General features: G+C 60.1%; 12 protein-coding genes, 1 tRNA gene and 2 rRNA genes (1 of these 15 only partly in view). 4 read left to right on the top strand and 11 right to left on the bottom strand.

Annotation, left to right across the window (positions count from 1 at the left end; genetic code table 11):
- The 3 genes from ACSQ8R_RS19905 to ACSQ8R_RS19915 form a co-directional block, all read left to right on the top strand.
- Positions 1 to 1,065 (top strand): 23S ribosomal RNA (locus tag ACSQ8R_RS19905); it begins 1,736 nt to the left of the window's first position.
- A gap of 243 nt (positions 1,066 to 1,308) precedes the next feature.
- Positions 1,309 to 1,423: ribosomal RNA gene (gene rrf, locus ACSQ8R_RS19910) — 5S ribosomal RNA — on the top strand.
- Positions 1,424 to 1,662: 239 nt separating this feature from the next.
- A tRNA-Met gene (locus ACSQ8R_RS19915) sits at positions 1,663 to 1,739 on the top strand.
- Positions 1,740 to 1,976: 237 nt separating this feature from the next.
- Here the strand turns inward: ACSQ8R_RS19915 and ACSQ8R_RS19920 are convergent.
- The 9 genes from ACSQ8R_RS19920 to ACSQ8R_RS19960 form a co-directional block, all read right to left on the bottom strand.
- Positions 1,977 to 2,468 (bottom strand): hypothetical protein, encoded by a 492-nt coding sequence (locus ACSQ8R_RS19920; protein WP_436254952.1) that lies wholly within the window; start codon positions 2,466 to 2,468, stop codon positions 1,977 to 1,979.
- 49 nt (positions 2,469 to 2,517) lie between these two features.
- On the bottom strand, positions 2,518 to 2,769 hold the full coding sequence (locus ACSQ8R_RS19925) for a hypothetical protein (protein ID WP_436254953.1): 252 nt from the start codon (positions 2,767 to 2,769) through the stop codon (positions 2,518 to 2,520).
- Between the two features lie 937 nt (positions 2,770 to 3,706).
- Entirely contained in the window at positions 3,707 to 4,546 is an 840-nt protein-coding gene (locus tag ACSQ8R_RS19930) for a MurR/RpiR family transcriptional regulator (protein ID WP_436254954.1), read from the bottom strand.
- A gap of 104 nt (positions 4,547 to 4,650) precedes the next feature.
- Positions 4,651 to 5,328: an aspartate/glutamate racemase family protein gene (locus ACSQ8R_RS19935; RefSeq protein ID WP_436254955.1), complete on the bottom strand. Its 678-nt coding sequence runs from the start codon at positions 5,326 to 5,328 to the stop codon at positions 4,651 to 4,653.
- Between the two features lie 68 nt (positions 5,329 to 5,396).
- A complete protein-coding gene (locus tag ACSQ8R_RS19940) occupies positions 5,397 to 6,368 on the bottom strand; it encodes an ABC transporter ATP-binding protein (RefSeq protein ID WP_436254956.1) in 972 nt (323 codons plus the stop codon).
- Positions 6,365 to 7,426 (bottom strand): ABC transporter ATP-binding protein, encoded by a 1,062-nt coding sequence (locus ACSQ8R_RS19945; RefSeq protein ID WP_436254957.1) that lies wholly within the window; start codon positions 7,424 to 7,426, stop codon positions 6,365 to 6,367. Before ACSQ8R_RS19945 ends, ACSQ8R_RS19940 begins: the two co-directional genes overlap by 4 nt.
- Entirely contained in the window at positions 7,423 to 8,316 is an 894-nt protein-coding gene (locus ACSQ8R_RS19950) for an ABC transporter permease (RefSeq protein ID WP_436254958.1), read from the bottom strand. The genes ACSQ8R_RS19945 and ACSQ8R_RS19950 overlap by 4 nt, the downstream gene beginning before the upstream one ends.
- Positions 8,317 to 8,319: 3 nt before the next feature.
- Positions 8,320 to 9,273: an ABC transporter permease gene (locus ACSQ8R_RS19955; protein WP_436254959.1), complete on the bottom strand. Its 954-nt coding sequence runs from the start codon at positions 9,271 to 9,273 to the stop codon at positions 8,320 to 8,322.
- Between the two features lie 78 nt (positions 9,274 to 9,351).
- Entirely contained in the window at positions 9,352 to 10,947 is a 1,596-nt protein-coding gene (locus tag ACSQ8R_RS19960; RefSeq protein ID WP_436254960.1) for an ABC transporter substrate-binding protein, read from the bottom strand.
- Between the two features lie 474 nt (positions 10,948 to 11,421).
- On the opposite strand from ACSQ8R_RS19960, the gene ACSQ8R_RS19965 reads away from it, so the two are divergent.
- Entirely contained in the window at positions 11,422 to 12,243 is an 822-nt protein-coding gene (locus ACSQ8R_RS19965) for a bifunctional allantoicase/(S)-ureidoglycine aminohydrolase (protein ID WP_436254961.1), read from the top strand.
- 47 nt (positions 12,244 to 12,290) lie between these two features.
- Here ACSQ8R_RS19965 and ACSQ8R_RS19970 read toward each other — a convergent pair whose 3' ends face one another.
- Both ACSQ8R_RS19970 and ACSQ8R_RS19975 read right to left on the bottom strand, forming a co-directional pair.
- The gene (locus tag ACSQ8R_RS19970) at positions 12,291 to 13,127 is read right to left on the bottom strand and encodes a GNAT family N-acetyltransferase (RefSeq protein WP_436254962.1); all 837 of its coding nucleotides are present in this window, start codon (positions 13,125 to 13,127) and stop codon (positions 12,291 to 12,293) included.
- Entirely contained in the window at positions 13,124 to 13,870 is a 747-nt protein-coding gene (locus tag ACSQ8R_RS19975) for an aspartate/glutamate racemase family protein (RefSeq protein ID WP_436254963.1), read from the bottom strand. The genes ACSQ8R_RS19970 and ACSQ8R_RS19975 overlap by 4 nt, the downstream gene beginning before the upstream one ends.
- Positions 13,871 to 13,872: the final 2 nt, after the last annotated feature.

The raw sequence follows: 13,872 nt of genomic DNA on the forward strand, positions 1-13,872 counted from the left end.
ACGTATAGGGTCTGACGCCTGCCCGGTGCTGGAAGGTTAAGAGGAGAGGTGCAAGCTTTGAATCGAAGCCCCAGTAAACGGCGGCCGTAACTATAACGGTCCTAAGGTAGCGAAATTCCTTGTCGGGTAAGTTCCGACCTGCACGAATGGCGTAACGACTTCCCCGCTGTCTCCAACATAGACTCAGTGAAATTGAATTCCCCGTGAAGATGCGGGGTTCCTGCGGTTAGACGGAAAGACCCCGTGCACCTTTACTATAGCTTTACACTGGCATTCGTGTCGGCATGTGTAGGATAGGTGGTAGGCTTTGAAGCGGGGACGCCAGTCTTCGTGGAGCCATCCTTGAAATACCACCCTTATCGTCATGGATGTCTAACCGCGGTCCGTCATCCGGATCCGGGACAGTGTATGGTGGGTAGTTTGACTGGGGCGGTCGCCTCCGAAAGAGTAACGGAGGCGCGCGATGGTGGGCTCAGACCGGTCGGAAATCGGTCGTCGAGTGCAATGGCATAAGCCCGCCTGACTGCGAGACTGACAAGTCGAGCAGAGACGAAAGTCGGTCATAGTGATCCGGTGGTCCCGCGTGGAAGGGCCATCGCTCAACGGATAAAAGGTACGCCGGGGATAACAGGCTGATGACCCCCAAGAGTCCATATCGACGGGGTTGTTTGGCACCTCGATGTCGGCTCATCGCATCCTGGGGCTGGAGCAGGTCCCAAGGGTTTGGCTGTTCGCCAATTAAAGCGGTACGTGAGCTGGGTTCAGAACGTCGTGAGACAGTTCGGTCCCTATCTGCCGTGGGTGTAGGAATATTGACAGGATCTGTCCCTAGTACGAGAGGACCGGGATGGACATATCTCTGGTGGACCTGTTGTCCTGCCAAGGGCATAGCAGGGTAGCTATATATGGAATGGATAACCGCTGAAGGCATCTAAGCGGGAAACCAACCTGAAAACGAGTGTTCCCTATCAGGGCCGTGGAAGACGACCACGTTGATAGGCCGGGTGTGGACGTGCAGCAATGCATGAAGCTTACCGGTACTAATAGCCCGATTGGCTTGATCGTTCTCATTGTTCATGCTCATCAAGCAAAGCTTGATGGCATCAGACCTTTGTCCTGACGCGCCGAAGGCGCTGCGGACGGCCCGCCAAACGGTATTTTGCCTGAAGGCAAAAACCGAAAGGCGACGGCCGCTGGCCTGTATGGGTGCCAAAAGCATCCTTCAGGTCTCAAAAGGTTTAAAGACGTGTTCAAAGACTAAAAATGAGGTTCGCCTCAACCAGCTTCTCAAATGTTGCGCTTCGCTGACCTGGTGGTCATTGCGGGGCGGCCGCACCCGTTCCCATTCCGAACACGGCCGTGAAACGCCCCTGCGCCAATGGTACTCCGTCTCAAGACGCGGGAGAGTAGGTCGCTGCCAGGTCTGCAAAACGCAACATATCTTCTCAACTCGAAAACTAACGGCCCCTGGCCGATCCCAAGGGCCGCTCGCAAAGCGGCCTTTCTGCTTTGCTGAACACCAAATAAGAGGATGGCTCACCGATCTTGTTCCGGTGCGCCCCTTACAGGAGACAAATCGCCTTCGGCTATTTGCTCCGGCAATACGCTTCACAGCTTCCCTGTGAAGCAGTCGCGACAAACCTCCAAGAGGTTTGCGCTTGGCGCGGGGTGGAGCAGCCCGGTAGCTCGTCAGGCTCATAACCTGAAGGCCGCAGGTTCAAATCCTGCCCCCGCAACCAAAAACTTCATGAATGCCAATGACTTGTCGGCCTCCCACGGGAGGCCGAAGTCGTTCGGTCCAAGGTTTGGTCCCAGAGTAAAAAACAGACTCTTCCGAAAACTGGAGGCAGGTTGGGGCTCAGGTCAGGGATTATAAGGCTGCCCCCATGCGAGGAGATTGTTAAAAGTACCAGCATTCGCATCAAGAATATTCGAGATATTCCAACTCTTGCTGACGGGATCATAAATCATCGTCATCACATGTCGCCTTGAATATAAATAAGATTATTAAGTTCAGGAGTATTAAATATAAATAATTCCGTCCCGTCATTTTTTATTATTAAAAATGAGTTTTCTTGCTTCGCTACATCTAGAATGGCGTCCATTTTAGGAGCGCACTGCTTTGCATTTATAAGCACGGCGTAGATGGTCTCAAGGGGTTCCTGAGTATTTTTCCCTCTAAAATTTGATAAATATGCCTCAAGAGATCCGGAGAACAATATATAACCTTTACCCAATGTGGATTTCCCTGAGATCGGTGAAGAGCCGGATCCAGATAAACTCGCGGACACGTAGGAACAATGACCTAGTATTTTTTTAGCGTATCCTATTTCATTTATGTATTTATTTGGGAAATTATTTTGAATAATTAAATTTAAATGCGCCTCATCAGCCCGTTTGCATCCAGAAATAATAAAAATTATAAATAAAATGGAGATACCCTTAAATATCTTCGGCCACTTGGTCATGGAAAATATCGGCACTATTGTCTGATTAACCCAAGGTGAATTCGGTTTTCTAATAGATATGGCTGTCCGCATAAGCCCCACCCACGAACCTCGCCCCCGCTGCCTTCATCAAGCGATCCGTCGCCTTGATGTTTGACCCCGTGGTCACGTGGATGAAGGAGTGGCTGGCATTGAGCGAGACGGCCCATTGCCTGACAGCGGCGACGAGCGCCAGGAAGACCTTCGCCCGCCGGACCGGGCCTGGCGTCAGGTCTACGGCGATCACGTGCACGTTGGCAGACAGCGGGCCGTCGGAAAGCATATACGAATCCGCAGTCGCCACGCCACACCCGACGGCACTCCGCCCCAATACCGACCATACGCGGCGGACGAGAGAGGATCGTCTGGAAGTGCTTTTTAGCTTCCTGTCAGAAAAAGCCTGGTTGCGAAACACCGTGGTCGCATGATGCTGGATCATGATGTCTCGTACTGCTGGTATGTCCCCCTCGTCAAAAAGGCGAACAAGCAGACTAGGAACAGATTTCCGGTCAGCCTCGATTTCTGGGCGAGCAGAAGCGCTCGCCGAAAGCGATTCTTGTGAAATGTCCATAGATGATTTTGCCCCAAACCTTACCAACGGGAAAGTCATCGCACTGCATCCGATGGTTGTCAATTGAGTGTATGAAAATATTAACGATGTAGACCTGATCGCAACGGCAACCTGCTTCAAGCCGTCCGTCCCGGTGTCTGGCCCGAGCGCGGTCTTCCTGTCCGGGTAAGACAAGCTTCCTCTCAAGGTATGCAGCACACTGCGTTCCAGATCATCGAGTTATTCATCCGTGATCGGAACTTAAGACGATCGATGGCCGCAGCCAGCTTCGGGATTTCTCGCTCGGCCAATCGCAGGAATCGTTGGTTGCGAGCCTCCGCAACCAAATTTTACAAGACTATCAACAACTTCGGGCCTCTTTCGGGAGGCCGAAGTCGTTTTAGCCTCACCGGCGATAGAAGGAACCAAAGCCGGACAGAGGCTTTGCACAATGGGGTTCTGGCGGATTGTCGCTCCAAAGCAGGAGCAGGCCTTCTTCGGGATATGTCTTTTGATTTACTGGCTGACAAGCGCCGCCTCGTTGAGCCGATACATTCCGGGATCTCCGTTTCTGATCGTCGCAGCGGGCCGGCTTGTGCGGCATGTCGCGACCCTGCATGCATCAGAACTGCCGATGAGATCGCAACTCAGGCACTCGGCGTTCACCCCATCATAGTTCGTCGAGCCCTTCGTTCAGCGTCTCGATGTTGCGCAGGCGCTTTCGTCCCTCGACACCTGCCTTCTCCAGGCATCGGGTGATCAGCAGATGGCAGAGGGCCATGACCGCCGTATGGTTGAAGAGGGGACCGGGCGCCAAGGTCTGGCATTGGAAATGCCACGTTGCCGATGTCTCGAACGCGGCGCCCTCGTCGGTGATGTAGAGGAGTTTCGCTTTGGATTTCCGAAGCTGGGCGAGGATGGCATCCACCTGGGCAATTCGCCGGCGCATGGCGAAGAACACGACCACGTCGTCTTCGCGCAGGCTGACAAGGTGTTCTCCGAGCGTCTGCCCGGCGCCCGGGATCGCGACGATATCCTCGATCACTTGGGTCAACTGCCATTGCAGGTAGGAGGCAAACGGATGGCTGCTCCGAAAGCCGAGCACCCAGACCTTCCGGGCGGCGATCATTGCTTCCGTCACGGCTTCGATCTGGCCCTCGGATACGGAAAGGAACGTTGCTTCAAGATTGGCGATCGCCTGGGCGACATGCGCCTGCATCGACTGGGCGGCCGCCACATCGGCGGCGGCCGTCAGGAAGAACCGGGAACCGGTCTGCTTTTCGGCCCGGGCATGGCGACGGGCTTCTTCGTAGTTCTCATAGCCGAGGCGCTGGATGAAGCGCGTCACGGTCGCCTTGGAGACATGCGCAAGCGCGGCAAGTTCCTGCGCCGAATAGCTGGCAAGCTCGCCGGGAAAGTCGCAGACGAACTCCCCCAGGCGTTTCTCGGCAGGATGCAACTGGGGAATTGCCTGCCTTACGCGAAACAGGAACGATTTATCCTTAGGCACGGGAAGCTCCGCCAAGACATCAGCGCGCGGACTTTCCGGCGGGACGGCGCGACTTGCAACAGAAAAAACGACCCCTCCCCGGCATTGTCCGGGAGATGCTTCCATCAGTTCGTCCTCGCTCCGGCTTCCGGGGGATGGGCGATCCGGGAGAGCAGCAGTTCGACAGCCGAGCGGATAGGGGCGATCACCGGTGACGAGAAGGTCCGCTGAAGATCCTCCGCCGCCTGCCCCAGCGGGCCGCCACCGATGATGACCGCTTCCGCGTCATCCCGTTCGAGGCATTCGCGAACCGCAATCTCGAGGGCCCCGAGCAAGCCCGCGGGATCGGAGGCAAGGACCAGCGGATCGCCGCCGGTCAGCCGTGTGCCGGTGAAGAGGTGGCCAAGGCCAAGCGTTTCGGCCTTGGCGGCGAAGCTTGCCACGAGGTCGGGGGTGACGGTCGCGATCCCGAAACGCCGGCCTCCGGCGGAGGCTTCGTACATGCTCGCCTCGCAGATGCCGACCGTCGGCAGGCTGGAGAGGGCTTTCAGGCGTTCCAGTCCCGGATCGCCGAATGCGCTGACGATCAGCCCGTCGCTGGTTCCCTCGGCGGCCAACCCCATTTCGACGACGCCGCCGGCCGCGGCGGCAAGCTCCTCGCCATTCAGGATCATCGCTGCTCCCCTCGTGGCGGTGATACCCTCCACCGAGAACCTTTCCGGCAGGTATTTCCGGGCGATCTCGGTCATCATAACCGTCGTCGCCCGGGACGTATTCGGATTGATCAATGTGATACGCGTCATGTCTCGTTCCGTGCGCGATTGCACGGATAGCCTCCCTGCCTTGTCATCTCTCATCATCTTTGGCCTGTTCAGGCATATTGCACGCAAGCGACGCTGCCGGCCCCGCCGACCGGCATCAGGGACGGTACATCCGTGCGGCAGAGATCGGAGACCTGGGCGCAGCGCGGCGCGAAGGCGCAACCGGGCGGCATCGCGGCCAGGTCAGGCGGCGCGCCGGGAATGGTGATCAGCCGGTCGCGACCGTGGGCCAGTTCGACGCGGGCGCCCAGCAACCCCTTGGTATATGGATGTCTCGGTTCGCGGATAATGTCGGCGACCCTGCCTTCCTCGACGATCCGCCCGGCATACATCACCGCGATCCGGTCCGCGACTTCCGCCGCAACGCCGATATCATGTGTGACGAAGATAACGGAGAGCCCGTATTCCTTCTGCAGATCACGGATCAGCAGGAGGATCTGGATCTGTACCGTCGCATCGAGAGCCGTGGTCGGTTCGTCGGCGAGCAGGACCTTCGGATTGCAGGCAAGCGCCATGGCGATCATCGACCGTTGCAGCATGCCGCCGGACATTTCATGCGGATAGTTTTGCAGCCGGCGCTCCGGGGATGGGATCTTGACCTTCTGGAAGAGAGCAAGCGCGCGCGCCGCCGCTTGCGAGCGCGAGGCTCCCTCATGCCGCATGATGGTTTCTTCTATCTGGCGGCCGAGCGTGTAGACGGGGTCGAGTGCAAGCCGCGGCTCCTGGAAGACCATCGAGGCGACGGCACCACGAAAGGCGCCGAGATCCTTGCCGCTCAATCCCGTCACATCGCGGCCGGCAACCGTCATCGAGCCTTCGATCGTCGTGCCCTTCGGGTGCAGGCGCAGCAGCGAGCGCATGGTGACGCTCTTGCCGGACCCGGATTCGCCGAGCAGTGCGACAACCTCGCCCGGCCGCACCGAAAGGCTGACGCCGTTGACTGCTTTGACCGGCTTTCGGCCGCGGTTGAACGTCACGGAAAGATTGCGGATATCGATCATCGCGGGGGATTGCATGGTCATGCCTCCATCAATGCAGGTGCACGGCTGTGGCCTGAGCCCCGTACGGACATCAGGCAGGCTGCGGACTGGCTTTCGGATACGCTGGCAAGCGGCGGCAGCTTGTCGCCACAGATGCTCTCGGCAAACGAACAGCGGGTATGGAACCGACAGCCCGACGGCGGATCGATCGGGTTCGGCGGGTCGCCCGAGAGCGGCGGCTCGGAGGTTCTTTCGGACGGGTCCATCTTTGGCATCGAGGCGAGAAGTGCAGCGGAATAGGGATGGCGGGTGTTCTCGAAGATCGCATCGCGGCTGCCGATCTCGGCCACCTTGCCGAGATACATGACCATCACCCGGTCGCACATGAAGCGCACGACGTTAAGGTCGTGGGAGATGAACAGGTAAGTCAGACCGAAATCCCGCTTCAGGTCGAGGAGCAGGTTCAGGACCTGTGCCTCCACCGATTTGTCGAGTGCCGAAACAGCCTCGTCGAGGATGACGAGCCGCGGTTCGAGAGCGAGCGCCCGGGCGATGTTGACGCGCTGCCGCTGGCCGCCTGACAGTTCGTGCGGGTAACGGCCGGCGAAACGTACGGGTTCCAGCCCGACGCGGTGCAGCAGGTCATGGGCCCTGGCGATCGCCTTGCTCGCGGGAACGCCATGCACGCGTGGCGCAAAGGCGATGGATTCTTCAATCGTCAGCCTGGGATTGAGCGAAGCGTAGCTGTCCTGAAAGACCATCTGGACCTGGCGGCGGTAATCGGAAAGCGGCAGCGCGCCGCCGACCGTCTCACCGTCGAACAGGATATCGCCCCGGTCAGGCAAGATGAGCTGCATCAGCAGCCGCGCCGTGGTGGACTTGCCGCAGCCGCTTTCTCCGACGACCCCCAGCGTCTCGCCCTTGAAGATATCGAAATCGACGCCATCGACGGCGCGGACGACCTTCTTCGGCTTCATGAAACCGCTACCCTTGACCGGGAAATGCTTGATGAGGCCACGCGCGGAGATCAGCGGCTGGGCAGGCCCACCCCTTTCTCCGAGGGGAAGATCGTAGGCAGGTTCCTCGACGATGCTGATCATGACTTCACATCCATGGCTGTGCGCAGCCCGTCTGAGAAAAGGTTGAAGCAAATCGATGTGATGAAGATCATCAGGCCCGGCAGGGCCGCCACGAGCGGGTTGTTGTAGATCGCCGTCCGAAGCGTGTTCAGCATCAGCCCCCATTCGGCATCCGGCGGCCGCACGCCGAGGCCAAGGAAGGAGAGGCCTGACGCGAGGATCATCGAGACGGATATGAGGCTCGTGGCAAAGACGAAGATCGGGCCGAGCACGTTGCCGAGGATATGGACGCGGATGATCGTCATCGGCGGGGCGCCGGAAGCCCGCGCCGCGTCCACGTAGTCGAGCTTGCGGACCTGGGTGGTGACGCTTTCGGCGACCCTGGCGATCTGCGGTATGAAGACGACCGTCAGCGAGACGAGCGCATTGGTGAGCCCCGATCCGAGTGCGCCCGACAGCGCCACGGCCAGAAGGACCGACGGAAAGGCGTAGAACACGTCGATCGTGCGCATGATCAGCGTGTTGACGATGCCGCCCGCATAACCGGCGACGATACCGATCGTCGAGCCGATGATGAAGGCGATAGGCACCGGAATGACGCCCATGATGAGCGAAAGCCGCGCGCCATAGATCAGCCGGGAGAGCATGTCGCGGCCGAGTTCGTCGGTACCGAGGATATAGCCGGGTGTGCCGATCGGCTTGAGGCGACGAATGACGCTGCCCTTGGAGGGATCGTAGGGCGCGATATAGGGCGCAAGAATCGCGATCAGCACCAGGATCAGGAGAACCACGAGGGCCGTCATGGCGACCGGATCGCGGCAGATGCGGCGCAGGACGCCGCTCCAGAAGCCGGGGGACTTGGCAATGGCGGCGGGGGAAGGGGCCGCGATGTCTGCGGTGACGACTGCCATCTGTCAGCTCCTCTGGATGCGGGGATCGATCGCGCTCTGCAGCACATCGACCACGAGGTTGAGGAAAACGAAGAACATGGCGAGTACCAGGATCGTACCCTGCAGGATGGGCAGGTCGCGGGTGAAGATCGCGCCGTTCAGCAGGAAGCCGGTTCCCGGCCAGGAAAAGACCGTTTCGATCAGGATCGAGCCGCCAAGCAGGTACCCCAGCTGCAGTCCCATGACCGAGAGCGCGGTCGGCGCGGCGTTGCGCACCACGTGGCGCAGTATCTGCGGCGTCATCAGACCCTTGGCGGCGAGTGCCTGGGTGAAGTCCTGGGAGAGGATGTCGGCCACCAGCGAGCGGATGGTGCGGGCGATGATGCCCATCGGGATGACCGACATAGTAACGGCAGGCAGGATGAGGAACTGCAGATAGGCCCAGCTGAAGTTTCGGCCGGACGATCCCTCTGGTCCGCCGCCCATGGCGGGCAGCCAGCCGAGCGTGACGGAAAAGGCGATGACCAACACCATGCCGAGCCAATAGTGGGGTACGCTGACGCCCAGCATCGAAACCGCCGATGCCAGGCGATCGACCCAGCTTCCGCGGAAGACGCCGGCCAGGAAACCGAGGGTAGAACCCGCCAGGAAACCGATAACGGCGGCAGCGAGCGCGAGGATGATGGAATTGACGGATGCATCCAGGATCTCGTTCAGCACCGGCCGGCCGCTGGCGATCGAGGTACCGAGATCGCCCTGCAGCGCATGCCATGCCCAAAGGGCGTATTGGACGGGAAGCGGTCGGTCCAATCCGTAGAAGCTGCGCATCTGTGTCTGCAATTCGGCGGAGGCGTCCGAAGGCAGGATCGCGGCGAGCGGATCGCCCGGGGCGATATGGATCAGCATGAAGCATACGATGCTCACGCCGATCGCGACGGGAATGACGTGCAGAAGTCGTTTCAGGGCGTAGAGCAGCATGGTGTCCTCACCGGGAGAGGTTGATCGGGCATCATGAAAGGCGGCGCGCCGATCGCCCGGCGCGCCGCCTGCTCGGGATTACTCCATGGTAATCGTCGAAAAATCCTGGAACCAGTTCTGGGCCTGAACGAAGCCCTTGACCTTGGCGGTCATAGCGCGCGGGTTGACGTCGTGCGTCACCATCAGGAACAGGGCATCGTTCACGTATTTCTCGTGCACCTGCTGCATCACCTTGTCCTGCTCCATGGGATCGAAGGTGTTGCGCACCTTGTCGAACAGCGCATCCATGTCCTTGTCGCAATAATAACCCCAGTTGGTGCCGGTCGGCGGGGCGAGCTTGCACTGCGACTGGCGGATCATGGCGGTGAAGGGATCCTGGATGAAGTAGCTGTAGTTGATCGCGGTGGCGCCCTTGGCGCTCGGATCCTTGGCACCCGCCCGCCAGATGTTGATGACGGTGTTCCAGTCGGCGACCTCGTATTCGACATTGATGCCGACTTCGGCAAGCGTCTGCTGGATATATTCGTTCATCTGCAGCGGCAGCATCTGGCCCGAACCGGACGAGGAAATGATGACCTTGGTCTTCAGCGGCTTGTCGGGGCCGTAACCCGCTTCCTTCATCAGCTTCTTGGCTTCCTCGACATTGTATTCCACCTTGAAGGTCGGCTTGCCGAACCACTGGTGGCCGGGCGGCATGTAGCCTTGCGCCGGTACGGAAAGACCGCCGAGAAGTTCGTTGAGGCCCTCGCGGTCAACTGCAAGGTTCGCAGCCTTGCGGACGCGGATGTCGTTCCACGGGGAACCTTCGATGCGCGACAGGTGCCAGGTCCAGTTATGCGGGTAGGAATTGGTGATGATCTTGAGACCGGCTTCCTTCAGCGATTTCACCGAGTCCGGGGCGGGCGCCTCGATCCAGTCGACCTGGCCGGAGCGGAGCGCTGCGACACGGGTATTGGGTTCCGGCAACGGGATCAGGACGAGCTTGTCGAGCTTGGGAACGCGCGCCTTGTCCCAATAGTCCTTGTTGGGCGTCAGTTCGGCCCGCTCGCGCGGCGTAAAGCCGCTCTCCATCTTCCACGGACCGGTGCCGGAAGGCTTCTGGGCGACCGTATCCCAGTTCTTGCCCTGCTTTTCCCAGTTCGCCGGCGAGGAAATGAGGATCCAGCTCAGCTGGTAGGGAAGCGTCGCATCCGGCGTGTTGGTGGTGATTTCCACCGTCAGGGGATCGACGACCTTGTAGGAAACGACCGCCGGAATGCGCGACTTGCCCTGGGCCGCCTGGCGCTTGTCGAACTGCGGAGCGTCAGTCTTCAACAGCTTGTCGAGGTTCCAGACGACCGCATCCGCATCGAAGGCGCTGCCGTCATGGAATTTGACGCCATCGCGGAGCTTGAAGGTCCATTTGGTCTTGTCGGCCGAATCGACCTGCCAGGAGGTCGCAAGGCTCGGAATGAGCGCGGAGGGCTTGTCAGCTTTCGAAAGATCCCACTCGATCAGAGAATTGTAGACCGTGTAACCCATGAAGCGCTGACCTTCGCCGCCCTGGTCGGTCTGGCCGGTGGTAAGCGGGATATCGGAAGCGGTCATGCCGATGCGCAGCGTTCCAGCCGCCAGTGCGGGGGTCGCGGCGGCTGCAAGGAGTGCTGCCGCTGTCGCGCCAAATACCGTCGTCATCCGCAGGTTCCGGAAAATACTGATGCCATGCCGGCTGTTTGATGATGTTTTGGTCATGCTGTTCCCTCTTTTATTGAAGTCACTGGACTTTTTACCCAGCCATAAAAAGGATAAGCAGATTTCATGCCAGTTTCTGTGAAACTAGAATTTCACGCCGATCTCCAGAGGAATAGCGCAGATAGATGAGCCCGATTTCGGGATACGGACGGCCGGTGCCGAATTCTGTGGCGGGAATGCGAGGCGTCTGCCGAAAAATGCCGCGCCGGAAACCCGTAACGCGCCCGCGTCCGGCGGGTGTTCAGTTCGGTCTCGCCGCACTTCGCGATGTGGCTTCGAGATCGTCGGGTAGGGAGATAATTGACGGAAATCTTGGAGCCACGGCTTGCCGTGTCGAATTTATGGGTTGCGCAGGAATGCGCGGCGCTTAAAGCATATGGGTGTCAGACGCCGCGAAATTGGACCGCAATTAGACCCATGACCAACAGAGATTATTATTCGAAACTCGGTGGCTTGCCGCCGCAGACCGAACTTCTTTCCAGCAAGGCCGTTTTCACGACATCCTATGCGGTCATCCCTCGAACCGTCATGTCGGACATCGTGGCCAGCCTGCTTCCCCATTGGGAGGGAACGAGGGCATGGATCATCTCCCGCCCGATGACGGGGTTCTCGGAGACGTTCTCGCAATACATCATGGAAGTTCAGCCTGGCGGCGGAAGCGACCGGCCCGAACCCAACGCGCGTGCCGAGGCGGCGATCTTCGTCGTCGAAGGCGGGATGTCGATCGAGTTTGCCGGAAGCGATCATGCGCTGAGGGCAGGGTCCTTTGCCTATATCCCGGCCGGATCGCCGTGGAAGCTGCGCAATCGCGGCACGGCGCCGGTCAAGTTCCACTGGGTTCGCAAGGCCTTCCAGGCGGTCGAGGGGCTGGAAGCTCCGCCGGCGGTCTTCACCCATGAAGACGAACATCCGATTTCATGGATGCCGGACACCGGCGACCGCTGGGGGACGACCCGTTTCGTCGATACCTCCGACGTCCGTTACGACATGCATCTCAACATCGTCACCCTGGAACCGGGCGCGACCATCCCCTTCATGGAGACACATGTGATGGAGCACGGCCTCTACGTGCTCGAAGGCAAGGCGGTCTATCGGCTCAATCAGGATTGGGTCGAGGTGGAAGCGGGCGACTACATGTGGCTGCGCGCCTTTTGCCCGCAGGCCTGTTATGCCGGCGGCCCCGGCCGTTTCCGCTACCTGCTCTACAAGGATGTCAACCGCCACACCGAACTGTGGTAGTCGCTGCCGACGAGCATGAGCGGCGTCCTCGCAACGGGACGCCGTTGTCACCCGAGTTCGAGGGTAGTAATCCCGAACACGCCCGGCATCCGCATCGCCGGCGCCGGGCCGCGATACATCCGCGCGGTCGTGAAGCCTTTCACGAAACGATGCGCCTCGAGATAGGCGGAAAATTCCGCCTGCAGGGCCGGCACGTCGATATGCATGGTTTCGTTGCCGGTCTCCACGGCACAGGCGCTCAGCAGTTTTCGGGCGTCGTCGGCGGTTTGGGCAAACAGCGGGCCGATCTTGTACCCTTCATGGCATTTGCGGCAGGCGGCATAGCCGCCGATATGGCCGTCGCGGACGATGACCATGGCGGCGCGCGGCGGCTTCAGCCAGCCGGCCAGGAAAGCGTTTCGCTCCCCAGGGAAGAAAGCACGGTCATAGCCGAGAATGGCGGGCACGAGATCATCGGTGATCGCGGCCACATCGGCATCGCGGCTTCCGGCGAGACTGCCGCTCCAGCGAAACGTCTCATAGGCCGTTTCGAACCCCATGCTGCGATAGTTCGCCTGCTGTTCGGGCACGCCGTCGAGGCCGATCGTCCGGCCGTCGAGATGCGCCATCCCGGCCTCCCAGACCTTTCTGCCGAAACCTTTGCCGCGAAAATCGGGATGGGTGATGTAGAGGCCGATAAAGCCGAAATCGGCACCGTACCGAACCGCGGATATGCCGGCCGCCATGTCGCCATTCACGAAACAGCCGATGAAACCCCGAGGGTCGGCGGCATGAAGGGCCGGTGCATCGGCCAGGCCCGGGTTCCAGCCCTCGATCCGCGCCCAGTTGACGAGTTGCTCGACCTCGGATGCGGAGAGCACGCGGATGACCGATTGATCTGTCATGAGGCGGCAAGCTTCCGCGGTTCGAAACCCTCCAGCAATCCCTTGTAGGGCTTGGAGACCGGCGAAGCATAGGCGCCGCGCTTGGCCGTCGACAAGCCCAATGTCACCAGCGCCTCGGCGTGTTTCAGCGCCGCCGCGACGCCGTCGACCACAGGCACGCCGAATTCGCGGCGTAGCTCCGCCGTGAGGTCAGCCATGCCTGCGCAGCCGAGCACGATCGCCTCCGCCCTGTCATCCCGCAAAGCCGTGGCGATCTCGTTACGCAACCGATCGCGGGCATTGGAGTTCGGATCTTCCAGCGACAGAACCGGAATATCGGCGGCCCGCACCTTGCATCGCCCGGCCATGCCGTAGCGGTGGACGAGATGTTCGAGCGGCAGGCGCGAGCGCTCCATGGTGGTGACGATGGTGAAGCGCTGGGCAATGAAGGCGGTCGTGGCCAGAGCCGCTTCGCAGATGCCGACGACGGGAATATTGGCCAGTGCCCGCGCGGCGTCGAGGCCCGTATCGTCGAAACAGGCGATGATCGCCGCATCTGCGCCGGTTTTCTCGCCTCTGGCGATCTCGACCAGCAGGCCGGGCACAGCGAAGGCCTCGTCATAGTAGCCCTCGATCGAGACCGGCCCCATGGAGGAAGTGACCGCAACGATCTCGGTGTTCGGATTGGCGACGCGCATGGCGGAGTCGGCGATCGTTGCCGTCATGCTGGCGGTGGTATTCGGGTTTACGACAAGGATGCGCATTC

The sequence above is a fragment of the Neorhizobium sp. LjRoot104 genome (assembly GCF_964253725.1).
In the GTDB taxonomy this organism is placed as follows: domain Bacteria; phylum Pseudomonadota; class Alphaproteobacteria; order Rhizobiales; family Rhizobiaceae; genus Neorhizobium.